We start from the raw sequence: 26,058 nt of genomic DNA on the forward strand, positions 1-26,058 counted from the left end.
ATCATCTTTTTTGGTTTCAGTTGAGAATTATAAGCTAAAATACCATTTTTAAAGCAATTCGCAACATGGATGTGAAATGAATGCAATTCCATATATTGAGAATTACTTCACCTTTACAATTTTTATATATATTTGTTTTGAACAAAACGGACAGTTCTACACAAAAACAGATAACTATATAAGATTGATTATCAGGCATGTGAAATTGTACAAACAATATTAAAAACCTATAAATGAATAAAAACAACCTTCTCAACGATATACTAGATAATAAAAAGAAAGTGCTCGAATTAATAATTATTTCAATTATATTAGGAATTGGTGTGAGTTTTATAAGTTCAAGTTTATTTGATTACTTACAAATTGAAAATAATAATGCGCTGTGCTTATCAATTGGTCTTTTCTTAACATTAGTTAGTTTAATTTACTTTACATATAGCTTATTCGGGAAGAGAATATTTGACAAAGAAATTAATGGATTTTTCCTAGTGGACAGAGAAAACGAAAGCCTTATAGATATCGACAATTATTATTACTCAAACAAAATTTATCAATATCTTAATTCCGCACGAATAGAAGACTCAGCTATTGACAAAAAATGGTTGAAAACTAACTTTGGAAATATTGATAGTGAAAGAAATAACATCTTACCAATCGTTCAGGAAATTTCTGAATATTATTTTTTAGAAAGCCTGTCAACGCATTTATCAGAATTTTTCAACAGCACTCAATTTGACAAAAACAGACTAAAGATATATGAAAGAAATGATATTCCTGATATACTTTTAAGTAATCAATTTTTAGAATTATTTTCAAAGCCAATGCACCAAAGAGCTACTTTCATAGATGACGAAACGAATAACTCAGTTACATCATTTACAAGAGGAGACATTGAAGGTAAGGTTACATCAAGCTATAAAAATGGTGTAATGTTTAAACATTTTCATTTAGTTTTACCTAACGAAAGTAAACTATTAAGAAAGAACAATTCAACAATTATTATTAAAAACAAGCGATTTAAGATTACTGTTAGAACTCTTGTTAGTGGTGTCAACACCTACATCCCAGTTGAATTCAGAGAACTCTATTTAGGTTTAGATAAATATGATAAAAACCCTGCCTTCGTAACAACATATAGAATTAATATTGAATTTAATAAATTTTCTTTTCTCAAATCATCAAGTTGGGCATATTATAAGTGGGTAGACTCTTTTTTATATAGATTAGAGAAAAACGTATCCGAGAAATATTATTTTAATACTCAAATTGAATGGGACAAAATTTATCCAATCATAAAAGCATTACAGGTAAAAAGCACAAAAAAACCAACTATTAAATCGGTTAAATAACACAATATTTTAGGGAATCTTGTTGTTTTTAAAGATCATCATTACCACTAACAATTTTATAATAATCTTCAAGAAATTCGTTAGATTTTTCACGATTACTCGCTACTAGAAAGCTTCAGAGAAATCTGAAGCTTTTTTTATGCAACAAACTTAAGGTTGAGACGTTACTAATAATTGAACGGTACAAAACATCCAAAATGAAATTACCTCCCTACGACTTTTATCCAAGCATTTCAGACGAAAAAATAGTGTTGCGTCAAATTCTGGCTTCAGACATCCAAGACGTTGTAGAAATTTCATTTTACGACTCCATTCAAGCAAAGACAATTGAAGAAGCAACTGAAATGCTAAAGAAAATTGATATAGATTATGAGTCCGGTAATTCTATTCATTGGGGCATTGTAGACAAAGTGACAAATAATATTGTAGGGACTTGCGGTTATTATCGTGGCCTTGATAAAGGAATTGGTGAACTTGGTTGTGTTTTATTACCTCAATATAAAGGACAAGGTTTTATGTCGCTTGCCATGCAATTGGCCCTAAACTTCGGACTGGACACAATAGGGATAAAAAGTGTTAAGGCAATTACAACTATACAAAACGAGAAAGCAATACAACTTCTTAAAAGACTGAACTTTATTAAAATTGCTAACTTACAAGACAACGAGATTGAATATGAACTAAAGCTGAAAGTGTAATAGCAGAAATTTGGATCGTATCAAATTATAATTAGTCTGCATTCTGTTCAAAACCTGTTATAAAAATAAAGCTACTTTTAAGTATTATTCAACAAAAAAGCCTGTAAGGTATAAATACTTTACAGGCTTCAAACAACTAAATTAATTAAAACTTACTTAAAAAAACTAAAAATTATTAAATCTAATTACTACGAAAACAAGGTTATTTTAACTTCTACTAATCTTCGGAAACGATCGCTTTATTTTTATCTTGATTTACATCTAATAAAACTGTCGCACCATTATTATTCAACATAGTCATATTTAGGGTATCTAACTGCGCCAAGTTTTTGGACACTTTTCCGTAAAACATATTATACGAAATATTCATTTCCTTCAAATTATTCAATTTCCCAAGCTCCACTGGAACTTCTCCAATCATTTTATTGTCAAATAAACTTAGGTTCTCAAGAGACTTCAAATTTGCAATTTCAGGTCCTAATTCACCAATAAGTTTATTACTGTTTAAAAGCAATGTTTTCAATGATATCACACTATATAATGAACTTGGTATCTGACCGGTAATTTCATTATTAAATAAAGAAAGAACTTCTAAATTTTTCAAGTTTCCTATTTGTTCAGGCAGTTCACCTGAAAGACCGTTCATATATAATGCTAACTCTTGCAATTTATTCATTTCACAAACAGAGACCGGAATAGCTCCTGTTAAACTATTAAATGAGATATCTAGTATTTTAAGTTCTTTTAAATTCCCAACAATTGAAGGTATTTCTCCAGATAAATGGTTTTTATGCAAATCTAATTCTTGCAAACTAACAAGCTCAGCAATATCATAAGGAATTTCGCCAACCAAATTATTATTGGCCAAATTTAGTGAAACCACTTTTTCATCTTGCAATTTAACTCCATACCAAGTAGAAACGGGCTTTGATAAATCCCATTTTGTTACCCACTGACTTCCATTTGTTTTTTCGTATAATTTCACTAATGCATTTCTCTCTGAAGGTGCAACATTAGCCAATATCGAAAAGGAAAACAAAAGGGTAAAAAATAGAGTAGTTATATTTTTCATAAGTAGAAATTTTAACTTTTTACATATCTAAATTTACATACTTTTCAACTCAACGACAAATATAATCGACGAAATACACGTAATCATAAATTATATCACCGAATTTCCTACAAAATTATAAATATTTTTCTATAATAAAATTTATTATATTTGATTAACTAACCTTTAAAATCAATTTTATGGAAATGAATTTTTATGCTCTATTAGTTGCGGCTTTTTCAACGCTTGTTGTTGGATTTATTTGGTATAACCCAAAAGTGTTTGGAACAATCTGGATGAAAGAATCTGGAATGACCGAAGAAAAAATGAAAGGAAGCAATATGCTTCTTACTTTTGGAGTATCATTTATTTATGCCTTGTTAATCAGTTTTATGCTGCAAATCATCACGATCCATCAAACTGGCGCTTTAGGAATGGTGGGAGGAGATGCCAGCATTGCCAAACCTTCTTATGCCGCTTTTATGGCAGATTATGGAATGGCTTTTAGAACCTTCCAACATGGTGCTTTGCACGGATTTTTGGCAGGATTATTTTTAGCCCTACCATTAATTGGAACAAATGCACTCTACGAAAGAAGAAGTTTTAAATATACGCTGGTAACTGGAGGTTTCTGGATAGTATGTTTTATGATTATGGGCGGGATTATTTGCGCCTGGAAATAAAAAAATAGTTAAAGTAATCTCGTGCTCTTTTTGCAAGAGGACGAGATTTTTTATTTGTACTACTTATAGTTTTGTTGATCAAAAATCATATATCAGCAATTTTTATTATCTTAATGCTTTATACAAAATCTCCACAGGATGCAGAGCCTCTCTACCTGTACCATCAGAAATTTGATGACGGCAACTGGTACCTGACGCAGAAATTAAAGTTGTTGTTTCTTCGGTTCTAATTGTAGGGAACAAAACGAGTTCTCCAATATTCATAGAAATTTCATAATGCTCTTTTTCATACCCAAAAGACCCCGCCATACCACAACAGCCGCTTGGAATATTTAAAACTTTATAATTTACAGGAAGAGATAATATTTTTTTTAATGGCACCAATGATGACAATGCTTTTTGAAAACAATGCCCATGCATCCTAATACGCTCTTCATTGTCAGTAAACAAATTTGATGTAATTCTGCCTGCGTCTGTTTCGTTTGCTAAAAACTCCTCTATCAAAAACGTGCGCTTCGCTATTTCTTGCGCTTTTATTTTTAAACTCCCTCTGCACAAATCTTGATATTCATCTCTAAAAGTTAAAATAGCCGATGGTTCTATTCCTATCAAAAAAGCATTATCGGGCAAATTTTGACTAACAGAGACTACGTTTTTCTCGGCAATTTCTCGGGCTTTTTTTACCATACCTTTTGATAGGTACGTTCTTCCGCTGATTCCTATTGATGGAATTTCTACCTTATAACCTAACCGATTTAGTAATTTAACCGCAGTCTGACCAATAGCAACATCGTAATAATTCAAAAATTCGTCGTTGTACAAGTACACGGTTGGTTTATCAAAATTTCCTGCCTGTGAATAGGTTTTCATCCATTTTGAAAAGGTAATTTTGTGCATCATTGGCAAATTACGTTCGGTAGAAAAACCGGTCATTTTCTTTATTACAGTTCCAACAAAACCTTTTGTAGAAAAATTATAAACTGCCGGAATACTAGAAAATAGTTTATTGATAACTGGTGTATTACCAATTAATCTTGAACGGAATTTTATTCCGTTTTTATCATAATATTGCTGCAGGGTTTCCGCTTTTAATTTTGCCATATCTACATTCGAAGGACATTCAGACTTGCAACCTTTACAACTTAAACACAAATCTAAAACTTCCAACAACGCTTCACTATCAAATTTATTTTCCTTGTCAGAATGGGTTATCGTTTCGCGTAACATATTGGCTCGAGCACGCGTAGTGTGCTTTTCGTTGCGTGTTGCCATATAACTCGGACACATCGTTCCGCCGCTCTTTTCGGTTTTTCGACAATCACCTGATCCGTTGCACATCTCTGCCGCTCGAAGTATCCCATTGTTTTCCGAAAAATCAAAATAAGTTTCAGGCATGGGCGTATCCTGCCCTGCAGTATAGCGTAACGAAGTATCCATTGGCGGAGTGTCAACAATTTTACCTGGATTAAAGACACCCCATGGATCCCATGTGAATTTTACCTCTTTAAACAGTTGGTAGATTTCGTCTCCCAGCATTAATGAGATAAACTCCCCTCTCAATCGTCCGTCCCCGTGTTCGCCACTCAACGATCCTTTGTATTTCTTGACCAAATGGGCAATATCTGTGGCAATGGTTCTAAAAAGTGCCGTTCCTTCTTCTGTCTTCAAATCAAGAATTGGACGTAAATGAAGTTCACCCGTTGCTGCATGCGCATAATGTACGCAGTGCAAATTTCGCAGTTTTAAAATGGCGTTAAAATCTTCTATAAAACCCGGCAAATCATTTACATCAACGGCTGTATCTTCTATTACCGCGACCGCTTTTGCGTCACCAGGAATATTAGACAATAATCCTAATCCTGCTTTTCTCAAATTCCAAACCTTAACCGTATCTTCTCCAAAAACAATTGGAAAATAATTACCCAAATTTTTGGTTCTCATTTGAGCCTCCATTTTGTGGGCTATTTCAATAATTTCTTCCTTGGAATCTCGCAAAAACTCGACTACTAGAATCGCTTTTGGATCACCTTGCACAAAAAATCTGTTTTTGCTTTGTTCGATATTTTCTTTGGTACAGTCTAAAATATAGTGGTCTATCAACTCTATACTATCAGGTTGAAATTTTAAAGCTTCCAGATTTGCTATTAAAGATTCGTTGATACTATCAAAATGTATACAAACCAAGCCTGAAAAAGGTTTTAGTGCAGCAACAAGGTTCAGCTTAATCGCAGTCGAAAAAAATAAGGTCCCCTCCGATCCTGCAATTAATTTACAGAAATTGAATTTTTCCGTAAAGTTCCCAAATGGCATACTATCCCCCAATAAATCAAGCGCATAACCAGTATTGCGACGTGGAATAGATTTTTTTGGATAGTTCTCATCAAATAATTTTCTGTTCCCTTCATTTGACAATATCGTTTTTGCCTGAAGGTAAATATTCTGCTCCAGCTGGCTTACTACATTAATACCATTGCATTTATCTTCAAATTCTTTGTTGGTCAAAGAACCAAATATAACTTCATTTCCGTCAGCCAAAAAACCTTTAATTTCCAACAAATGTTCTCGTGTTGAACCATAAATTATTGATCTCGCACCACAGGCATTATTCCCAACCATTCCGCCAATCATGCAGCGATTACTAGTTGATGTTTCAGGCCCAAAAAATAATTGATAGGGCTTCAAATAAAGATTCAACTCATCACGAATGACACCCGGTTGAACCCATGCGGTTTTATTGGTTTCGTCTAAGGAAATAATTTTTGTGAAATGTTGAGAAATATCCACCACAATTCCGCTGCCCACTACTTGCCCAGCGAGTGAGGTACCGGCAGCTCTAGGAATAACACTAACTTTATTTTCTCTGGCAAATTGAATTATCTTCTGAATGTCGTGTTCCGTTGATGGTATTGCCACTGCTAATGGCATTTCCCGATAAGCACTAGCATCGGTAGCATATAGCGTACGCATTGTTTTATCAAAAAATAATTTCCCTTCTAATTGACTCGCTAACCTTTGAAGATTCATTTGGTATTCTTTTTAATTTTCATCAGACCCTTTTAGTGCTAATACTAAAACTGGATAATTGAGTTTTATAATCAAAAAAAGTTCTCTTATAAATAAGAAAACTTTTTACTATATCTTTTTACATACAAGCAAAACCTAAGGTTTTAACTTTGCAATTTGACATCCGTACTTTCAAATATTTTATCGGCAGAAGATGCAACAAATCCTTGGTACAATTCTCCGTTTTCCATTGGATATCGCAGTGCAAATTCATAATAACAAGAAGGTATTTCTTTAGTCCCTTCATCAAATTTAATAGCATTTAAATCAGCTAAAGTACTTGATTGTTCTAATAGTTGCGCTGGAGTTCCTTTTATTTCTCCACCAGAAGCATTCATTCTCCAATTGCTTTCTTTTAGAAATGAATTTAATTCTTCTAAGTTGGAAAAATTTGTCAATGCATTTACATTAATTGTAAAATGGTTTGCTCTAAACCCATATACATACATCCAAGCAGCATACTCAGATTCATCCAATAAAGTGTTATAGGTTTCAAATGAATTTGCATTCCAAACCGCGCCACTTAAAACTAAATCTTCCTTTTCAAAAACACTTTGATCACAAGAATCCAAAAGTTCTTTAACAGATAATTGCAACTCCTCTGAACATTTTTCTAATTCTAACTCTGAAATAAAAATTCTAGGAGCAGTATTATCTGTCGCATGTTCATAATGCCTTGCAAACAATTTTTTTGATTCAAAAACATATTCACCTTTCGATACATATCCAGCTTTTACAAATGGTTTTTCTAGTACGGCAATATTCACGCGCGCATCATTAAACGTCCTGATCGCAATATGATCGTTTTCAATTTTCTCACCTTTTTCTTCTAATAGGGAGTGAATTTTCTTGGCTGACGGGGTAATACTAGTGTACTGTTCCCATAATTTCGATAGTAAAAGATCTTTATTCATGATGCTAATATTGATTAGTAAATATGACACAAATTTACCTACTATATAACTACATTTACACTATATAAGCATTTTTATAAATTTTATGACTTTATTACCTGTTTAAAGTGTAAATTTGACAGTGTATTTACATTTGGTTCAATGAATTATAATCAAAACGTTTTTTTCTGTTTTAAAAGGCATCCATTCGTTTGTAAAATATGCCGTTTTAAAACTGATAATTAACCAATATAAAGTCGAATTCAATTTTAATTTTCTAATAAAAAAAACAGTGTTATGGCACGAACTAACCGCAATGAAAACATTGATTACATTAACCAACAAATCATCAAGATGCTAAGTGCAGATGGTAGAATTGCTTATTCTGAAATTGCCAAAGAATTAAAAATTTCCAATTCATTAGTACATCAGCGCATTCGAAAATTACAAGATTCAGGAATCATCAGCGGTTTTTCGGTTCAATTAAACCCTAAGGAAATCGGATACGAGACTATTACATACACCGGAATAGCCACTAAAGAAGCTCGATTTGCTTATTCAATCGCTGAAAAACTAAAAGAAATACCAGAAGTTGTAGAATGTCATTTTGTATCTGGAAAATACGCACTATTTTTAAAAATTGTAGCTGCCAACAACGAAGAATTCAGAAAGGTACTTTATGAACAAATACACAATATTGAAGGTGTTGGCAGCACTGATTCATTCATTTCTTTTGGATCAGCTTTCCAAAAAAATATTTCATTATTCTAAAATATAGCTTACGATATCTTGTCAATCGCTTTTGCTAAGTCAAAATCTTTTTCAGTAACTCCATCGGCGTCGTGTGTATTCAATCGAATTGACAGTTTATTATAAACATTGAATAATTCCGGATGGTGATTTCTTTTCTCAGCCATCAATCCCACTTGAACGATGAATCCCAAAGCTTGCGTAAAATCTAAAAATTTGAATTTTTTTTCGATTGCATTATCAATAAATTGCCAATCTTTCAGGTCTTTTAATTGGGATTGAATCTTTTCATCTGTATACTTTTCCATACTATTTTTATTTATTATCTAAAGTTAGTTAATTTCAAATCATATAAAAATACTTTAACTTTATTAACTAAATTTGACAAATATTAAATTTCAATTTGAATCCATCTTACTCTTATAAAATTTACTCTTCAACAGATGAACTTCCTGTAAATTGGGATGATTTAGCTACATCAACTATATTTTTATCCAAAAAATATCTGCAAGTATTAGAAAAATCATCTCCTGAAAATATGATTTGTCATTTTATAGGGATTTTTAAAAATGATCTCTTGGTTGGAATTGCCGTTTCCCAATTTTTAGATTTGAATAAACTGGAATCTTTTGGAGAACGGGATAAATGTATAAAAACCGCCCTAAGAAATTTTGCTTTCAAGAATTTTTGCTCCAATGTTTTATTGATTGGGAACAATATGCTGACGGGGCAAAATGCTTTCGCTTTTTCAGAAAAAATTGATGAAAAGCAAGCTATTAAAACCTTAAAAATAGCATCCTCTGCATTAAAAAAAATTTTTGAAACAAAAGGAAAAAAAATACATATCACTTCGTTTAAAGATTTTAACCAAGCGGAACTGAAAAACTTTGATATTTCCGAATTCAAAAACAACTATCAATTTTCTACACAGCCTAATATGGTTTTTACCATTGATAAAGCATGGAAATCAGAGCAAGATTATATTAATTCCCTTTCAAAAAAATATAAGGATCAATATAAAAGAGCAAGGAAAAAAGCGGATTTGATTGAGAAAAGAAAAATGAACCTTGAAGATATTATCGCATATGAAGAAACCATTTATGACTTATACATTCATGTAGCAAAAAATGCTCCTTTTAACACTTTCTTTCTACCCAAAAATCACTTTAGAACCTTTAAAGAAATCTTTAAAGACAAATTCCTTTTTTATGGTTATTTTATTGATGAAAAACTAATAGGATTCAATACTCTAATTAAAAATGGAGATGTAATGGATACCTATTTTTTAGGTTACGATGAAAGTATTCAGCGTGAAAAAATGTTGTACTTAAACATGTTGTATGACATGATTGCTTATTCAATTAATAAAGGTTTCAAGGAAATTATTTTTGCAAGAACGGCACTGGAGATCAAAAGTTCAGTAGGCGCAAAACCAGTAAAAATGTATGGATTTATAGCTCATAGTAATCCTATCATTAATTCTCAGATATCTAAAATATTTAGATATTTAGAACCGGAGACTATTTGGCAGGAACGAAATCCTTTTAAATAAAACAAGCTACTAAAGCTATTGAATTGCCACTTTCATTTGTTTGTGTAAAATTTCGACATTATATTCCGTTTCTTTGCCGCAATATTCCCCATCCATTTGAAAACTTACTGGAAAATTAGTTTTTATAAATGCTTGATTAGTTGATATAATTTCGACATCATTAGATTCAATCGGCATATTTCCCGTTATAATTTGTCCAAAAACGTACAGATCCAAGTTTTTCAAAATTACCAATTCAAACATTCCGTCGTTCATTATGCCAAAAGGGTTAATAACAACTCCCGTACCATATTTTTTAGAATTAGCAATAACAATCATTCTAGCAACACAATTTATAGTTTCATTATTGGCGGTTATTGTTGCCGTAAAAGGCCCCTCAAAATCTATTAAAGTGTTTACTGCCTGCAGTGCATAACCCAATTTGCCTCGGACTGTTGCGTTCTCGTAGTTTTTAACGAGCTCTGCATTAAGCCCTAAATCACTCAAATGCAAGCTGATTTTATCATTTATAGTAATAACGTCAATTTCTATATAATCATTGAGAAACGCAATTTTAAGGTTTTCTTCCAGCGTTAAATTCAAATCTAAATCAACTGCCAGACCATTTGCTGAACCTGCAGGCAAAATTCCAAGAATAACATTCTCTTTTTCCATTGCCTCGGCAACCATTTTTATAGTACCGTCTCCACCAACAACGATGATTCTTTCCGGTGTATATGTATTGTAAAGTGTTTTTATATTTACAATATCATTTGCTCCTGAAGTATTATAAATTACAAGGTTAAGATTTTCTTTTTCAGCAAAAAACAAAGCCCCTTCTGTTAATTCCGCTTTATCAATATCTCCCGAAATAGGATTTACAACCATAATGATATTTTTTCTCAAAATTTAGCTACATTTAGTGATTAAAAAATCCAAGTTACAATTCCCATCAAAAGTACAATAAATGAAGCCTATTTTAAAATTATATCGAGGATATGCAAATGATCAGGAATTAATTGTGATGGGGCATGTTTTTAGACCAACAAGTACCAAAGATTACAATTTTCAGAAAAAAAATTTTAAAAACGCTGCTTCGGTAATCCGAATGTTTCGGATAAAAACACAGGCAAACGCTGATGTGTATTTAGAACACAATAATGTAAAAATCCATACCAAAACGTTGAATGACGGTTATTTTAAATTTTGTGTCCCTTTAGACCAGTACACAAAATATGGATGGATTGATTACACCGTAAGTATCCTTCACGAAAATGAAACTATTGCAACAACGGAAAGCTACATACGCCCGCATAAGGGGAATTTAGGAATTATATCTGATATTGACGACACTTTTTTAGTTTCAAATACTGAAAATCCGTTGATGAAATTATACATTCTATTATTTAAAAATATTGACAACCGTAAGGTTTTTGAAGATGTTGTGCCTCATTACCAAGCTTTGAGTTCTGCCGGAAGAAACAATAAAGAAGAGCAGAATGCCTTTTTTTATGTGTCTAGCAGTGAATGGAATTTGTATCGTTTCATCGTAAAATTTACCGAAATTCATCAATTGCCACGCGCGGTATTATTATTGAAGGATATCAAAACCAGCCTTACCGATTTTTTCATGACCGGAAGGGGCAATCATAATCATAAGTTTGATAAAATAAAACACATTTTAGAATTTTATCCTAATTTAGAATATGTACTCCTGGGGGACGATTCTCAACATGACCCTTTTTTATACGAAGCAATTTGCAAAATTTTCCCCGTTACTGTAAAAGCCGTTTATATTAGACAAACAGGGATTCACAAAAAAGAAAAAGTGGAAGTCATATTAAAAAACCTAGAGAGCTTAAAAGTATCTGTTTGTTATTTCAAAAATAGTAAAGAAGCCATTGCTCACTCAGAGATGATGGGATTGATTTGACGAAAAAATAACTGATATAACTATCTATTCTAAAAATAAAGCAATAAAAAAAGTTAGATTTTCCGTTCTTAAAAAGCGACCAGAGGAAGCTCTTTTATTAACAAAAAATCTAACTTTTTTTTGCGAGTTGATAAGCCTCGGAATTAAAATGTAAATCTGAATCAGCTACAAATTATCAATTTCTTCCTGAACGAGTTCCCAATCCAATAGCAGTTTATCTAACTCTGCTTTCTTCTTGTTGTAGGCCATGAAAAATTTAGCATCTTCAATATGTTTATCATAATTAGAGGCCAGCATTTTATCATCGTTCTGAATGTCTTTTTCCAATTGCTTGATTTGACTTTCTACTTTGCTCAATTTATTTTGCAACGCTTTCCCCTTTTTCTGATCTTCGTACGACGCCTTATTGCTTTCTTTTGGAGCAGAAGCCTTTAGTGCATCTTTTTTCTCAACTTCACGCATATTTTCCATATTACGTTGTTCCAAGAAATAGTTGATGTCGCCTAAATATTCTTTTATTTTTTGATCTTTAAATTCGTAAACTAAATTTGACATCCCTTGCAAGAAATCCCTATCGTGAGAAACCAACAACAAGGTTCCTCCAAATTTTTGCAAAGCAGCTTTCAAAACATTCTTGGATTTAATGTCTAAGTGATTGGTAGGCTCATCCATCAATAAAACATTGATAGGCTGCAAAAGCAATTTACATAGCGCTAAACGATTTCTTTCACCCCCAGAAAGGACTTTTACCTTTTTCTCCACATCATCCCCACGAAACAAGAAAGAACCCAGCATATCGCGTACTTTCATGCGGTTTGTGTCCGCAGCGGCGTCCTCCATGGTTTGTAACAAGGTGATTTCACCATCTAGGTATTCCGCTTGATTTTGAGCAAAATAACCAAGCTGTACATTATGACCTAACTTTATCGTTCCTTGGTATTCAAATTCGTCTACAATAGCCTTGATAAATGTGGATTTCCCCTGACCATTTTGTCCCACAAAAGCAATTTTGCTCCCACGTTCCACTAATAGATTGATATCTTTCAAGATGGTTTTATCACCATAACTTTTGGTCACATTTTCAGCCTCGACAACTACTCTACCAGGTTCTTTAGAAACAGGAAAAGTAATATTCATTACAGAATTATCATCTTCATCTACTTCGATGCGTTCTATTTTATCGAGTTTCTTAATCATCGATTGTGCCATTGAAGCTTTAGAAGCTTTGGCACGAAATTTCTCGATTAATTTCTCTGTTTCTTCAATTTTTTTTGCTTGATTTTTCTGCGTTGCTAATTGTTTCTCTCTGATTTCGTGACGCAATTCTAAATATTGAGAATAGGGTTTGTTGAAATCGTACGCTTTCCCAAGTGAAATCTCAATAGTCCTATTAGTCACATTATCCAAAAACATTTTATCGTGTGAAACAATTACCACTACACCGGGATAATTTCGTAAGAAACTTTCCAACCATATGATACTCTCGATATCCAAGTGATTCGTAGGCTCATCCAGCAGCAATACATCGTTTGCCTGCAACAATAGTTTGGCAAGTTCAATACGCATTCTCCAACCTCCAGAGAAAGTTTCGGTTTGATTGTCAAAAACTTCTCTTTTAAAACCTAGACCAAGAAGAATTTTTTCTGTATCTCCAACGTAATTGTAACCGCCTAATAATTCAAAACGGTGGGTGTAGTCCGACAGATCTTCTATGATTTGGCTATACTCTTCGCTTTCATAATCCGTACGAGTGACTAATAAATGATTAATTTCAGCCAGTTTATTTTCTACAATTTTAATATCTGTAAAAGCCTCATATGCCTCTTCAAGCACAGTCCTACCTTGCTCAAAATCGATATCCTGACGCAGGAAACCCATTCGAACTTCTTTCTCCTGAGCGATGCTTCCAGAGTCTGGAAGAAAATCTTTGGCTAAAATTTTAAGCATGGTGGATTTTCCAGCACCGTTTTTTCCAACGAGACCAACTCGATCACCTGCACCCAAACGAAAGGTGACTTCTTCAAACAAATAAGAACCTCCAAAAGAAACAGATAAATTGTGTATATTGAGCATAATTTGTGATAATGTTACATCAGTACCTTTTCTAAAAATGTACCTTTGTTAAAAATTTTTGCAAATGTTAAAAAAAGGATCCAAACTAAATAGTATTTTAACAGGAACTTGTCCTAAATGTCAGAATGAGAGTATGTATTTGGATAAAAATCCACTACATCTGAATAAAATTTTAGATATGCATGAAAATTGCAGCCATTGTGGTTTTAAATATCAAATTGAACCTTCCTTTTTTTATGGCGCAATGTATGTGAGTTACGGATTGAATGTCGGCATTGGAATTGCAGCTTTTATTATTTCTTATGTATTTTTTAGCGCTTCGATAAAAGTGGCTTTTATTTCCATAATTGTATCACTTATTGTACTATTTCCATTTGTTTTACGATGGTCAAGAAATATCTACATCAATATGTTCGTTTCTTATGATCCCCAGTCAAATCTGAAATAAAACTATTTCTTGCCTTTAGGCAGAAACCTGTTGATATCAATTTCCTTGTTTAAGGGTATATTAAATTCTACTAAGTCAAATAATGATTTGGCCATTGAAGGACCTAACATAACCCCTCTCGTACCTAATCCATTAAGAATATGAACTCTGTCATAATCGTAATGTGTTCCTACCAATGGCCTTCTGTCTTTGACTGTTGGTCGAACTCCGGCAAAATGTTCCACAATTTCAAAATCACAGGTGATAATCTCTTTAATTCTTTCGATTAATTCTGCTTTCCCTTCTTGCGTTGGAAAATCTGTTTTATCTTTCCAGTTATATGTCGCACCAACTTTGAATAAATCATTACCCAGAGGCAAAATAAACACACTTGTATTAACGATTACATCCAAATTAAGTCCCGCAGCTTTAATAATAAAAAGTTCTCCTTTTGTGCCGTCTAATGGTAAATTTTTAAAATAAGGATTAGAATTCATTCCAAAACCTTCTGCAAAAATAATATGTTTAGCCTCTATATTTTTATATCGAATACTATCCTTTTCTATCTGTAAAGCATCATAATCAAATGATTCTTCTTGAAATAATTTTTCCTTGATAAGATATTCTTTGTACTTATCCAGCAACAATGCTGTGTCCACGTATCCCGTTTGCAGCACTTCCCCATAATCATAAGGAGAATCAATTCCTTGGTATTTTTTATGAATCAATTCCGTAGAAAGAAAAGGAGCAAGCGCCATTTTATCGGAGGCAGCAAACCAATTATTTTGCTCTTCCACAGAAAAAAATTTTCTTAAAATTGGCTTCTTAAAATCTACTTTACATTTCAATTTCTCTTCTAAAACAGAATAAAAATCATTCATGAGAAGTAATTGCTCCTGAGCAAGCCATACTTCACTAAAGCGCTTTAAAATAACAGGATTGTATACCCCCCCTGCAATCCTTGAGGAATTTTGTGAATTATTATCAAATACAAAAATAGATTTATCATGTTGCAATGCTATTTCTGCAAATGAAATTCCAGCTAATCCCGAACCTATTATTAAATAATCAATCATCTGTAGAAGTACTTTTTAAAAAACACAAAGGTAGTTTATTAACATAAAAAAACTCTTACCGCAATAGTAAGAGTTTCTGTAATATAAAATATGAAATTTAGTAATTCCACATATCTTGTTCAAAATTGCGAATCTTTTCTTTTACTCTTTCCGATTCTAGTAATTGATTCTGAGCATTATCTTTCATATAATCTTTAATCGCTCTATCTCCATAGATATTTTCTTCTTTGTAGATTGTACTATTAAAACGCCTTGAATTCAAAATTTGATCGAAAGAAACAGGCATAGCTGAATTTTTATCATTGAAAGCTTTCGCTTCATGCAAAACTTCTCTAGCCGCTGGGAAAAATATCCAAAACAATTCGATATAATCTTTCTCATCGCTGTTCATAGTATACACATCCGGTGTAACTGGACAAATACCTAGCAAACGATATTTCAATTCACTTTGACGTTTATCAAAATACCAGTATCCCTTGATTTTATATTGCGTAACATCCTGTGCTGTTAAATCTTGTTTCAAGATGTTCTCAGCCGCTACTGCTTGACCTGCATTTATTTGTTCTCTACCAACATCGGTTGTGTCAATGCGTGAAAGCGAACCTTGAATGTCTTTAAGTGATTTTTTAGTATTAAAATAACTATCGGTATAGACTTCAGTAATTTTACCATTTTTCATTGCTTTTGTCAATACATCGTATAAAGAACGTCTGTCAGAACCAATGTTTGCGGTGTCAATTGGAAAATATAAAGAGAAATTTATCTTTTCACTAAGATCAATAATTTCCCAAGTTGTTTTACCCATCAATACATCTCTATCGTGAACATAACCGTATGCCAAAGGCTTGTCATTATCCGAAATAAGTTGCGCAGCGGTTTTTAGGCCAATTTGATCTGGTGTTTTAGCATTAAGCAAATTAGATTGTGCTACAGATGTAAAACTCCAAGTGACAGAGATAATAGCTATTAAAAAATTTCTTACATTCATCATTATATCATAATAAGTTATTGAAGTATGTTTTGCTTAAAACGTACTTACTATTGTATTTCAAAAATTACCGGAGCCGTTCTAGGCAATAAATAACTGCCTGCTCCAACAAGTTTAGTTTTAATTTCAGAAATAGTTACCTGATCACCTCTTCCTACTTTAGAAAGAACTGCTTTACATTGCGCATTTAACTTGTTACCGGGAACTACTACAGTAGGTTGACCAGTAACTTTAAAATTAAATCCAACTACATTTAATCCAACTTCAAAATCAAAATCTACCAATTTGGCTCCGATTGTTGCAATTTCTAAGTTTGATTTAGGACCTTTTACAACTCCCATTTCTCCTCTGATTGTTCCAGCAGGACCAGGAATACCTTTTATTCTAAACGATTTTTTATCCGATACTTTAGAACCGTCAGGAAGTGTAGCAGTCACATTAATAACTGTTTCTGTTCCCCCGCCTGGGCTCATATTATATTTTCCTCCACCAGCTGAACTTAAACCTGGAGCAGAAGCTGATACTTTATCAGCTGAAACCCCGGCAAAAGAAATTGTCATAGGATTTACAACACCTCTATAAACGACATTCATTTTATCAGCAGAGATTGTAGCTGATTTTGGTCTTGCTACGACAACATATTTATCTTTGATAGGTAAACTTACAACCTTACCGTTTTCGTCAAAATTGAAAGAACCTCCTATTGGATGCTCGCCTATGCTACCCGCTCCAAAAGAGAAATTAGCTTGACCTGCTTGTGCCGCAACACTTGAACCATTTACAATTACTGATTTAGCTTTTAATGATGGATCAAACTTACCTAAGATAATTTTTCCCTTCACAGCTTCACCTTGAAAGAAAACTGATTTTTCAAGAACAACTATCGGTTGGTATGCTGTAAGAGAAGCTGCCGCAACCAAGTCTGATTGAAACATCCCTGTCATAACATCACTTTCAGTAGTTTTTATATCCGCTTGTAATTGCGATAATTTTGTAATTGTAGCAATAAGTGGGTATCCTTTGTAATTGTAATCTATCCAATCTAATTTCGCACCTGCTTTTTCAGAATAAACTGGCTTTGTCGCAAATCTAGCTTCGATTTTTTTCATCTCTGATTCGGCAACTGAGCTTCCTCCAATTTGTTTGATCTGAACAGAATAATTATTTACTTTATCCAAAAACTCCTGACCTTGCTTAGAAACTCTATCTCCTGTAAAAAACATTCTGTCAATTAAATCTCCCTTATCCATTTGTTCGTAAGGCAAATTCCCTTCTGCATCTCTCACGAATTTTTTAGTAACGGTCGTTTTAATGTTTTCTATGTAATCATTAAACTCTTTAGATACTGCTCTAATCTTCTCTACTTTAGCTTTTTTATCGCCAAATTGACCAGGCTGATCTACAGCTTTTTGAGACAATTGCTCAAAAGAAGATTGATTTCTTGTATCTGTTATAGAGTTAGACTCTACTATTTTATTATTCAAAATTCCAAAGGCAGATAACACTTCTTTGGACATATTTAATGCTAACATTGCGATAAAAACCAAGTACATTAGGTTAATCATCTTCTGTCTAGGGGTTAGTTTTCCTCCTGCCATATTTTCTACTAATTAGTTTATTATTTTTATATAGTTTGAAACTAATTATCCTTTGTTATTCATTGCAGAAAGCATTCCACCGTATACATTATTTAATGATGACAAGTTAGATGTCAAAGACTGCATTTGGTCTTTCAATTTTAAATTATTCTCAGCAACTTCTTCATTTATTTGTGCATTTCTTGAAGCGCTTTGTAATTGAATTTTATATAGACTATTTAAAGATTCCATTTGGGCTGCTGCCAAAGTCAACTCTTCACTGTATTTTTTAGTTGAATTAATCGAATCTACAGTTGGAGCAATCCCTTTTGCAGCTGATTCGAAATTTTTAATACTGCTACCTAAACTAGCCATCAATTCACCATCAATTTTAGCGTCTTTTAGCATTGCATCTAATTTTTGAGATAACAATCCTTGAGCATCAGAAGGAGTTTCTATTTTAGCTTTTTTTGGACCTGCAGACTTACCGTTTGCAAGTTCTGGATAAACTAATGTCCAGTCTAAATCGTCATCAACTGGCTCAAATGCAGAAAGCGCGAAAATTAATGCCTCAACAACCAAACCTATGGTTAACATTAAATTTCCTGTTATAACTCCAAATTCGATGTGAGTTATCTTAAATAATGCACCAATGATAACAACTGCTGCTCCCATCCCGTATGCGAAATTCATTTGTTTTTTGCTTAGTAATCCCATAATATTGTTTTTTAGGTTTATTTGATAGATTGATTTGGTCTCTTTATTTTATTTTGCTTTTTTACCGTTTCCAGTAGTCTGTAATCCCATGTAATCTTGAACAGTTCTGAATCCGATAAAACTTCTTGCAGAATCTGCATATTCAAAATCTCTAGTACTTACTTGCAGGAAGTAAGAAACATCTTTCCATGAACCTCCACGAACAACTTTACGTTTATTGGAAGCATCTAATACATTTGGATTCATTGAAGAAACATATTCGTAAGCGTTTGGATCATAAGACGAATCCGTCCATTCAGAAACATTTCCTGCCATGTTATACAAATTATAACCATTTGGCTCATACGATTTTGCCTCTACAGTATACAAAGCTTGATCCGCTGCGTAATCTCCTCTATTTGGTTTGAAATTAGCCAGGAAACAACCTCTGTCGTTTTTAGTGTAAGGACCTCCCCAAGGATATGTTGCAGACTCTAAACCACCTCTTGCAGAATATTCCCATTCTGCTTCGGTAGGTAATCTGAAAGAATTGATCAAATCATGACCTTTCTTTTTAGATTTTACGTAAGTATTTTTATTTAGCGTTCTCCAAGCACAAAAAGCTTTGGCTTGTGTCCATTTTACTCCAACAACTGGATAATCGCCGTATGCTTTATGCCAAAAATAGTCATTATGCATTGGCTCATTGTACGAGTAAGCAAAATCTTTGATCCATACCGTTGTGTCAGGATACACATTCACTTCTTCGGTTTTTATAAAATCTTTTCTTTTCCCAACTTTAGCTTTGGCTGCAGCCTGAATATCCATCCAAGAATAACGGAATTTTAATTTATTCACGTCAATCGTACGCAATCCATTATAAGAGGCTTCTATAGGCAAATACATAGAATCCATCACTTCAGTATAGTACTCATCTGGATACAACTTAGTATCTTTAATTAGTTTTACTTTTTTGTTCAGTTTTCTACCGGCATAAGGATCATCAGCAGTTCCTACACTATAATAGTTATCGTACATATACTTATCGTATGCCGTCATTTTTTCAGGATCTGAATCGTTGAAAGCAAAATCACCAATACTACCGGCATTTTTACCTTTTCCTTTTCCATCACCTGCTTTTTGCCCACTTTCGTCAGCAAGAATTGCCAAACGAACTCTCATAGTTGAATCTTTTACCCATTCTACAAATTGGCGGTATTCACTATTGGTAATTTCAGTTTCGTCCATGTAAAAAGAACGAACAGTAACTGTTTTTGTTGGAGCATCTTCAACATCAGCTAAATCATCATCTGATTTACCCATAATAAAAGCGCCTCCTGGAACTAAAGTCATTCCATAAGGTTTTTCAGGATGCCATTTTCCTCCATTAACACCAACTAGTTCTCCTTTGTCGCCTGATTTACCACAGCCAATTAATAGGGTCAATATTGCCGTAAATGCAATGAACTTCTTCATATAAATTTGGATTATCTATTCATTATTTTTAAGTGTGTAAACCTATTTATTATTTATTTAAAAAACAATCTTTTCTTACTAAACAACATGTTTTTTATAAAATATCATTAATAAAGCCCCAAAAAACCTATAATATATTTTTTCTTTGTGCTTTCCACCACCTTTCTGGTAATTCTTGATTGCATGCTAATAAATACTCATCGTAGGAACATGGTAATAACGTATTTCTTTTTAGTTTATTATTACCGTTAGAAATAAAAGGAATCTCTATCCACCAGCGGTCCGTTTTGTCACTTTTGTAAAAAACAAGTTCTTCCTCTTCTAATGGAACTATGTATTTAATATAGTTCTCTCTGCTTCCATAAGGATACTCATTAGAGCGATAATGAAATCCTTCAATAAAATACCAAATTATTTGTGCAATTATAACCGATTCCTGCTTTGAATTATTATGATTAAATATTCCAAAAGAAGTCACTTTATCACTTATTCCCGCATATCTGGATAACGAACAAATCTCTTTTCCATTAAAACCATTCGGTGCAAACGAAATAAAATTCCCTGAATCAGAAGATTTAACCGAATTCAAATCAATACTTACTAAATCTGCATCTCTAAAAACAGGTTCCGAAAGAGAGATATTATTAGAAATCTCTCCCAACCTGTACGCATCAAAAAATAATTTTTCTATCAAATCTATTTCTTCTTGCGAATTAAAATACGTTTGATAACCTATATTGCAATAGTTAAAAAGATTATTAGGTTCGTCTACAATTATTTTTGTCAAATACGAAGACGCCGAAACCTCCTCTTCATCCTTGCCAAAATCAAATTTATTGTCGATCGAAACTAAATTGACCATCTGCTCTAAATCATCATAAGCTCTATAAAGTGCATAAGTCAAATCCTGAGAACCGCCAATAACTATAGGAGTAATTTTTTTCTTGATTAAACTTGCCACAACTTTCTTTAGTGCAAAATAAGTATCAGCACTTGAATTCCCTGCAAGAATATCACCTAAATCAGCAATTGAGGCATCCCAGTTCCCTGGAAATAATCCGTACAACTCTTTTCTCAGTGGTATTAAATCAACATCAGAAATTGCGTTTTTATCTCCTCTATTTTCTAAAACGCCTATTACGGCAATTTTAATCTTGTTTAAATCTGGAAATTGTTCTTTTGTATGCAAAACAATTTTGCTTCCCAGTTGCTGAGAAGTCAATCCACTTATATAATCAAGGATTTCATTATCTACTGGTTTTAGAAAATCAAATTCCATTTTATTTCTTTTTTTTCCGTCCCCCGCCTCTTTCGCCTTAGCAAAAGAGAAATAAAACTGGAATTAGTTATCGTTTATTACTTTTTTACTGCTGGTTTCTTAGCTGCCGGTTTCTTTGCAACAGCTTTTTTTGCAGGTGCTTTTTTAGCCGCTACTTTTTTAGCTGGTGTTTTCTTGGCAATCATTTCCTGAACTTCAGCTAATGTCAACTTTGTTGCATCAACATCTTTACTCAATTCGATTTTGATTTTTCCTTTGGTGATAACAGAACGTCCCCAACGGGCTTTTTCAACTAAGATTCCTTCGTCTTCCCAATTGTGCAAAACCTTATCAATATTTTTCTGCAATTTATCTTCAATCAAAGCTTCAATATCAGCTTGAGACAAATTATCAAAATCATATTTCTTACTTACGTTAATAAACAAACCGTCCCATTTGATAAAAGGACCAAAACGACCTGTTCCTTTTTGAACGCCTTCACCTTTATAAACTGCAATCGGTGCATCAGCTAATGCTTTTTCGTCGATTAATTCTTTTGCTCTTTCTAAATCAACGTCCAAAGGATTTTCGCCTTTTGGCAAAGAAACAAAAGCTGCTCCATGACGGATGTAAGGACCAAAGCGACCATTACTTACCTCAACTTCTTCTCCTTTATATTCTCCAAGATTTTTTGGCAACAAAAATAAATTTAAAGTTTCCTCTAAAGTGATGTTTCCAATATTTTGATCCGACATTAAACTGGCGAATTTCTTCTCTTCATCATCTGCAGCTCCAATTTGAGCCATTGGTCCAAATTTCCCTAAACGCACCGAAACTGGCTTACCGGTTTTTGGATCCGTTCCTAGAATTCTTTCGCCACTTTCTCTTTCTGCATTAGCTTCTACATCTTTTACCGTTGGGTGAAATTTATCGTAGAACTCCTGCATCATTTTTGTCCATTCAATATTTCCTTCGGCAATTTCATCAAAATCCTGTTCGACTTTTGCAGTGAAATTATAATCCAATATATTTCCGAAATTCTTTACCAGGAAATCAGTAACAATAGTTCCAATATCTGTAGGAACTAATTTCCCTTTGTCTGAACCGGTATTTTCTTTCAGCAACTTCTCTCCCACTTTCCCAGATTGCAAAGTCAGTTGCGTATAATTGCGTTCTTGTCCGTCAAGATTTCCTTTCTCGACATAATTTCTGTTGATAATAGTAGAAATCGTTGGTGCATAAGTAGAAGGACGGCCAATTCCCAATTCTTCTAATTTTTTCACCAAAGAAGCTTCTGTATATCTTGCAGCTGCACGAGAATATCTTTCTGTAGCCGTGATGTAATTGTTTCCTAATTTTTCGTTGACTTTCATCGCTGGCAACATCCCTTCTTGTTCTTCTTCATCGTCATCATGACCTTCCAAGTATACTTTTAAAAAACCTTCAAAAAGCAATACTTCTCCAGATGCCGTGAAAATTTCACCATGATTATTCGCTTCAATTTTCACGTTAGTACGCTCTAATTGCGCATCACTCATTTGCGAAGCCAAGGTTCTTTTCCAAATCAAATCGTACAAACGCGCTTGATCTCTGTCGATATTTACGGTGTGGCGCGACATATCCGTAGGACGAATTGCCTCGTGCGCTTCCTGTGCTCCTTTGCTTTTATTGACAAAAGTTCGAGGTTTTGAAAACTCTTTTCCGTAGGATTTGATAATTTCCGCTTCGGCAGCTTCCATTGCATCTTTAGATAAGTTTACACTATCCGTTCTCATATAGGTTATAAGTCCAGCTTCGTATAAACGTTGTGCGAGTTGCATGGTAATTCCAACAGGTAAATACAATTTTCTCGCCGCTTCTTGTTGCAAAGTCGAAGTTGTAAATGGACCAGTTGGTGATTTTTTGGTAGGTTTAGTTTCTAAATCCGCTACCTTATATGTAGAACCGATATTTTTATTTAAAAAATCTTCGGCTTCCTTTTTTGTATTGAAATTTTTAGGAAGTTTTGCTTTGAATGTTTTTCCTGCTTCGTTAGTAAATTCTGCTACAATAGAATAAGTAGCCACGGCTTTGAAATTCTGAATTTCTCTTTCACGCTCTACAATCAAACGAACGGAAACTGATTGTACACGTCCGGCAGAAAGTCCACCTTTTATTTTTCTCCAAAGTACAGGAGACAATTCATAACCAACCAATCTGTCTAAAACACGACGCGCTTGTTGTGCGTTGACTAAATTATAATCGATTTCACGTGGATTATCAATCGCTTTAAGAATCGCTGTCTTCGTAATTTCGTGAAAAACGATACGCTTAGTTTTCTTTTTGTCTAATTTTAATTCTTCGGCAAGATGCCAAGAAATAGCTTCTCCCTCGCGATCCTCATCACTTGCTAACCAAACCATTTCGGCATTTTTGGCTAATCCTCTTAATTTGGTAACCAATGCTTTTTTATCAGCAGAAACTTCATATTTAGGTTTGAAACCATTTTCTACATCTACCCCAATTTCTTTGGAAGGCAAGTCGGCAATATGCCCATAACTTGACTCCACTTGGAAATCACTTCCCAGAAATTTTTCAATTGTTTTTGCCTTTGCAGGTGACTCAACTATAACTAAATTCTTTGCCATGTCCCGATTGTTTATGTCGGCAAAAGTATATGATTTTTTTAAATTTTGAGTTTTTTAAATTTTAAAAGTCAAATTTCTCGTTGAAATGCAGGTTTAAGACAGCCTGAAGTGAATTGAATTTTGAAGAATAAAATATCAAATAATAAAAATCTCATCGTACAATTTGCAACATAATTTTAATTCAAATGCCCTAGCCCCGATTAAAGTGAAAATCCCGGAGTCTCGCTGGCTTACATTTTTTATAACTGCAAAGCGACCAAAGGAAGCTCTTGCAGGTATTTAAAAATGTTGCCAACGAGCCGAGGAATTGTAACGGAAAGCGGGAAATTGCTTCTAAAAACGGAACACTTTGAAATCACTTAAAACAATGTTAAATCTTCGGCTGACATCTTGTCATATTTATTGAAATTGACTTATCTTTGCACTTTGAAAATATAGGATGGAAAAGATTATTGAAGAAAGCAAACAAGGTGAAAGTCTTGTTCTAGAACATAAACCCGAGAATACGAAGAAACTTTTTATAGAGAGTTACGGTTGCGCAATGAATTTCTCGGACAGCGAGATTGTAGCTTCTATATTATCCGGAAACGGATATAATACGACGCAAATTCTAGAAGAAGCCGATTTAGTTTTGGTGAATACCTGCTCGATTCGGGACAAAGCGGAACAAACGATTCGCAAACGCTTGGAAAAATACAATGCTGTGAAGCGTATTAATCCTAAGATGAAAGTGGGAGTTTTAGGCTGTATGGCGGAACGATTGAAAAGTCAGTTTCTGGAAGAAGAAAAAATTGTCGACCTTGTTGTAGGTCCTGATGCATATAAAGATTTGCCGAACCTTTTACAAGAAGTGGAAGAAGGACGTGATGCGATTAACGTGATTTTATCGAAAGACGAAACCTATGGCGATATTTCACCGGTGCGATTGATGAGTAACGGAATTACGGCTTTGGTTTCTATTACGCGTGGTTGCGATAATATGTGTACGTTTTGCGTGGTGCCTTTTACCCGCGGACGCGAGCGCAGCCGTGAACCACAAAGCATCATGAAGGAAATTCAGGATTTGTGGGACAAAGGTTTTAAAGAAATTACGCTTTTAGGCCAGAATGTGGATAGTTATTTATGGTACGGTGGCGGATTGAAAAAAGATTTCGAAAATGCTACCGAAATGCAAAAAGCGACTGCAGTTGATTTTGATCAATTACTGGAAATGGTGGCTGTTGGTTTTCCAAAAATGAGAATCCGATTTTCGACTTCAAACCCACAAGACATGGACGAAAGCATCTTGCACGTGATTGCGAAATACCCGAATATATGCAAACACATTCACTTGCCGGTTCAGTCCGGAAGCAACCGAATTTTGAAGGAAATGAATCGCTTGCACACGCGTGAAGAATACATGACTTTGATTGATAAAATCAGAACTATTATTCCAAATGGTTCGATTTCGCAAGATATGATTGCTGGTTTCCCAACAGAAACGGAACAAGATCATCAAGATACGATGAGTTTGATGGAATACGTGAAATATAATTTTGGTTATATGTATTCGTATTCTGAACGTCCGGGAACATTAGCGGGAAGAAAAATGGAAGACGACGTACCCGAAGAAACTAAAGCGAGAAGATTACAGGAAATCGTCGATTTACAACAAAAACACGCTTGGTTACGCTCTGAGGAATTCATTGGACAAACAGTGGAAGTTTTAGTAGAAAAAGTTTCAAAAAAATCTACCGAAGAATTTTCAGGAAGAAATTCGCAAAGTATTACTGTGGTTTTTCCAAAGGAGAATTATAAAATTGGTGATTTTGTTTTAGTTCAAATAGAAAGCTGTACTAGCGGAACTCTGAAGGGAAAAGCAGTTGGTTTAAGTGAGATGAATTAAGAAAAAGTTTAAACCTTAAACAAA

21 protein-coding genes are annotated in these 26,058 nt (G+C 33.7%); 8 read left to right on the forward strand and 13 right to left on the reverse strand.

Annotated elements, in window-relative coordinates:
* Positions 1-233 precede the first annotated feature (233 nt).
* Both BUC23_RS00690 and BUC23_RS00695 read left to right on the forward strand, forming a co-directional pair.
* Positions 234-1,349: a hypothetical protein gene (locus tag BUC23_RS00690; protein ID WP_073203821.1), complete on the forward strand. Its 1,116-nt coding sequence runs from the start codon at positions 234-236 to the stop codon at positions 1,347-1,349.
* Between the two features lie 197 nt (positions 1,350-1,546).
* The gene (locus BUC23_RS00695) at positions 1,547-2,047 is read left to right on the forward strand and encodes a GNAT family N-acetyltransferase (RefSeq protein WP_073203825.1); all 501 of its coding nucleotides are present in this window, start codon (positions 1,547-1,549) and stop codon (positions 2,045-2,047) included.
* A 217-nt stretch (positions 2,048-2,264) separates the two neighbouring features.
* Here the strand turns inward: BUC23_RS00695 and BUC23_RS00700 are convergent, their stop codons facing one another.
* The gene (locus BUC23_RS00700; protein WP_073203828.1) at positions 2,265-3,119 is read right to left on the reverse strand and encodes a leucine-rich repeat domain-containing protein; all 855 of its coding nucleotides are present in this window, start codon (positions 3,117-3,119) and stop codon (positions 2,265-2,267) included.
* Positions 3,120-3,298: 179 nt separating this feature from the next.
* Here BUC23_RS00700 and BUC23_RS00705 point away from each other — a divergent pair, with 179 nt between their 5' ends.
* Positions 3,299-3,781, forward strand: a complete 483-nt coding sequence (locus BUC23_RS00705) for a DUF1761 domain-containing protein (RefSeq protein ID WP_073203831.1) — start codon at positions 3,299-3,301, stop codon at positions 3,779-3,781.
* Between the two features lie 105 nt (positions 3,782-3,886).
* On the opposite strand, the gene BUC23_RS00710 is transcribed toward BUC23_RS00705, so the two are convergent.
* Complete coding sequence (locus BUC23_RS00710) at positions 3,887-6,805, reverse strand: FAD-binding and (Fe-S)-binding domain-containing protein (RefSeq protein WP_073203834.1); 2,919 nt, start codon at positions 6,803-6,805, stop codon at positions 3,887-3,889.
* Between the two features lie 143 nt (positions 6,806-6,948).
* Positions 6,949-7,758, reverse strand: a complete 810-nt coding sequence (locus BUC23_RS00715) for a DUF1338 domain-containing protein (protein ID WP_073203837.1) — start codon at positions 7,756-7,758, stop codon at positions 6,949-6,951.
* Positions 7,759-8,034: 276 nt separating this feature from the next.
* On the opposite strand from BUC23_RS00715, the gene BUC23_RS00720 reads away from it, so the two are divergent.
* Entirely contained in the window at positions 8,035-8,508 is a 474-nt protein-coding gene (locus BUC23_RS00720; RefSeq protein ID WP_073203840.1) for an Lrp/AsnC family transcriptional regulator, read from the forward strand.
* Positions 8,509-8,516: 8 nt separating this feature from the next.
* Here BUC23_RS00720 and BUC23_RS00725 read toward each other — a convergent pair whose 3' ends face one another.
* Positions 8,517-8,795, reverse strand: coding sequence for a 4a-hydroxytetrahydrobiopterin dehydratase (locus BUC23_RS00725; RefSeq protein WP_073203844.1), 279 nt, complete (start codon positions 8,793-8,795; stop codon positions 8,517-8,519).
* Positions 8,796-8,890: 95 nt separating this feature from the next.
* Between BUC23_RS00725 and BUC23_RS00730 the strand changes: the two genes are divergently transcribed.
* Entirely contained in the window at positions 8,891-10,039 is a 1,149-nt protein-coding gene (locus tag BUC23_RS00730) for an 8-amino-7-oxononanoate synthase (RefSeq protein ID WP_073203847.1), read from the forward strand.
* Positions 10,040-10,054: 15 nt separating this feature from the next.
* On the opposite strand, the gene BUC23_RS00735 is transcribed toward BUC23_RS00730, so the two are convergent.
* Entirely contained in the window at positions 10,055-10,924 is an 870-nt protein-coding gene (locus BUC23_RS00735) for a diacylglycerol/lipid kinase family protein (protein WP_073203850.1), read from the reverse strand.
* A gap of 61 nt (positions 10,925-10,985) precedes the next feature.
* Between BUC23_RS00735 and BUC23_RS00740 the strand changes: the two genes are divergently transcribed.
* Complete coding sequence (locus tag BUC23_RS00740) at positions 10,986-11,951, forward strand: App1 family protein phosphatidate phosphatase (RefSeq protein ID WP_073203852.1); 966 nt, start codon at positions 10,986-10,988, stop codon at positions 11,949-11,951.
* Positions 11,952-12,116: 165 nt separating this feature from the next.
* Here the strand turns inward: BUC23_RS00740 and abc-f are convergent, their stop codons facing one another.
* The gene (abc-f, locus tag BUC23_RS00745) at positions 12,117-14,024 is read right to left on the reverse strand and encodes a ribosomal protection-like ABC-F family protein (RefSeq protein ID WP_073203855.1); all 1,908 of its coding nucleotides are present in this window, start codon (positions 14,022-14,024) and stop codon (positions 12,117-12,119) included.
* A gap of 64 nt (positions 14,025-14,088) precedes the next feature.
* Between abc-f and BUC23_RS00750 the strand changes: the two genes are divergently transcribed.
* Positions 14,089-14,472: a DUF983 domain-containing protein gene (locus BUC23_RS00750; RefSeq protein WP_073203858.1), complete on the forward strand. Its 384-nt coding sequence runs from the start codon at positions 14,089-14,091 to the stop codon at positions 14,470-14,472.
* A gap of 2 nt (positions 14,473-14,474) precedes the next feature.
* Here BUC23_RS00750 and BUC23_RS00755 read toward each other — a convergent pair whose 3' ends face one another.
* The 7 genes from BUC23_RS00755 to topA all read right to left on the reverse strand — a co-directional run bounded on the left by BUC23_RS00755 (position 14,475) and on the right by topA (position 24,149).
* Complete coding sequence (locus tag BUC23_RS00755) at positions 14,475-15,527, reverse strand: NAD(P)/FAD-dependent oxidoreductase (protein WP_073203861.1); 1,053 nt, start codon at positions 15,525-15,527, stop codon at positions 14,475-14,477.
* Positions 15,528-15,624: 97 nt separating this feature from the next.
* The gene (porN, locus tag BUC23_RS00760) at positions 15,625-16,515 is read right to left on the reverse strand and encodes a type IX secretion system ring subunit PorN/GldN (RefSeq protein WP_073204763.1); all 891 of its coding nucleotides are present in this window, start codon (positions 16,513-16,515) and stop codon (positions 15,625-15,627) included.
* A 50-nt stretch (positions 16,516-16,565) separates the two neighbouring features.
* Positions 16,566-18,113, reverse strand: coding sequence for a type IX secretion system motor protein PorM/GldM (porM, locus tag BUC23_RS00765; RefSeq protein ID WP_073203864.1), 1,548 nt, complete (start codon positions 18,111-18,113; stop codon positions 16,566-16,568).
* A gap of 45 nt (positions 18,114-18,158) precedes the next feature.
* On the reverse strand, positions 18,159-18,809 hold the full coding sequence (porL, locus tag BUC23_RS00770) for a type IX secretion system motor protein PorL/GldL (RefSeq protein ID WP_073203867.1): 651 nt from the start codon (positions 18,807-18,809) through the stop codon (positions 18,159-18,161).
* 48 nt (positions 18,810-18,857) lie between these two features.
* Positions 18,858-20,264, reverse strand: coding sequence for a T9SS ring complex lipoprotein PorK/GldK (gene porK / locus BUC23_RS00775; protein ID WP_073203872.1), 1,407 nt, complete (start codon positions 20,262-20,264; stop codon positions 18,858-18,860).
* Between the two features lie 127 nt (positions 20,265-20,391).
* Positions 20,392-21,543, reverse strand: coding sequence for a formimidoylglutamase (locus BUC23_RS00780; protein ID WP_073203875.1), 1,152 nt, complete (start codon positions 21,541-21,543; stop codon positions 20,392-20,394).
* 77 nt (positions 21,544-21,620) lie between these two features.
* Positions 21,621-24,149 carry a type I DNA topoisomerase gene (topA, locus tag BUC23_RS00785; protein WP_073203878.1) on the reverse strand — a complete coding sequence of 843 codons (2,529 nt, stop codon included), beginning with the start codon at positions 24,147-24,149 and terminating at the stop codon, positions 21,621-21,623.
* 439 nt (positions 24,150-24,588) lie between these two features.
* Here topA and miaB point away from each other — a divergent pair, with 439 nt between their 5' ends.
* On the forward strand, positions 24,589-26,034 hold the full coding sequence (gene miaB / locus BUC23_RS00790) for a tRNA (N6-isopentenyl adenosine(37)-C2)-methylthiotransferase MiaB (RefSeq protein ID WP_073203881.1): 1,446 nt from the start codon (positions 24,589-24,591) through the stop codon (positions 26,032-26,034).
* Positions 26,035-26,058 lie beyond the last annotated feature (24 nt).

Origin of the sequence: Flavobacterium xinjiangense (assembly GCF_900142885.1) — a bacterium.
Classification (GTDB): Bacteria; Bacteroidota; Bacteroidia; order Flavobacteriales; family Flavobacteriaceae; genus Flavobacterium; species Flavobacterium xinjiangense.

Bases quoted from the DNA above. Each gene is read 5' to 3' on its own strand.
- BUC23_RS00690 (WP_073203821.1), top strand. From the start codon at position 234: ATGAATAAAAACAACCTTCTCAACGATATACTAGATAATAAAAAGAAA.
- BUC23_RS00695 (WP_073203825.1), top strand. From the start codon at position 1,547: ATGAAATTACCTCCCTACGACTTTTATCCAAGCATTTCAGACGAAAAA.
- BUC23_RS00700 (WP_073203828.1), bottom strand. From the start codon at position 3,119: ATGAAAAATATAACTACTCTATTTTTTACCCTTTTGTTTTCCTTTTCG.
- BUC23_RS00705 (WP_073203831.1), top strand. From the start codon at position 3,299: ATGGAAATGAATTTTTATGCTCTATTAGTTGCGGCTTTTTCAACGCTT.
- BUC23_RS00710 (WP_073203834.1), bottom strand. From the start codon at position 6,805: ATGAATCTTCAAAGGTTAGCGAGTCAATTAGAAGGGAAATTATTTTTT.
- BUC23_RS00715 (WP_073203837.1), bottom strand. From the start codon at position 7,758: ATGAATAAAGATCTTTTACTATCGAAATTATGGGAACAGTACACTAGT.
- BUC23_RS00720 (WP_073203840.1), top strand. From the start codon at position 8,035: ATGGCACGAACTAACCGCAATGAAAACATTGATTACATTAACCAACAA.
- BUC23_RS00725 (WP_073203844.1), bottom strand. From the start codon at position 8,795: ATGGAAAAGTATACAGATGAAAAGATTCAATCCCAATTAAAAGACCTG.
- BUC23_RS00740 (WP_073203852.1), top strand. From the start codon at position 10,986: ATGAAGCCTATTTTAAAATTATATCGAGGATATGCAAATGATCAGGAA.
- abc-f (WP_073203855.1), bottom strand. From the start codon at position 14,024: ATGCTCAATATACACAATTTATCTGTTTCTTTTGGAGGTTCTTATTTG.
- BUC23_RS00750 (WP_073203858.1), top strand. From the start codon at position 14,089: ATGTTAAAAAAAGGATCCAAACTAAATAGTATTTTAACAGGAACTTGT.
- BUC23_RS00755 (WP_073203861.1), bottom strand. From the start codon at position 15,527: ATGATTGATTATTTAATAATAGGTTCGGGATTAGCTGGAATTTCATTT.
- porN (WP_073204763.1), bottom strand. From the start codon at position 16,515: ATGAATGTAAGAAATTTTTTAATAGCTATTATCTCTGTCACTTGGAGT.
- porM (WP_073203864.1), bottom strand. From the start codon at position 18,113: ATGGCAGGAGGAAAACTAACCCCTAGACAGAAGATGATTAACCTAATG.
- porL (WP_073203867.1), bottom strand. From the start codon at position 18,809: ATGGGATTACTAAGCAAAAAACAAATGAATTTCGCATACGGGATGGGA.
- porK (WP_073203872.1), bottom strand. From the start codon at position 20,264: ATGAAGAAGTTCATTGCATTTACGGCAATATTGACCCTATTAATTGGC.
- BUC23_RS00780 (WP_073203875.1), bottom strand. From the start codon at position 21,543: ATGGAATTTGATTTTCTAAAACCAGTAGATAATGAAATCCTTGATTAT.
- topA (WP_073203878.1), bottom strand. From the start codon at position 24,149: ATGGCAAAGAATTTAGTTATAGTTGAGTCACCTGCAAAGGCAAAAACA.
- miaB (WP_073203881.1), top strand. From the start codon at position 24,589: ATGGAAAAGATTATTGAAGAAAGCAAACAAGGTGAAAGTCTTGTTCTA.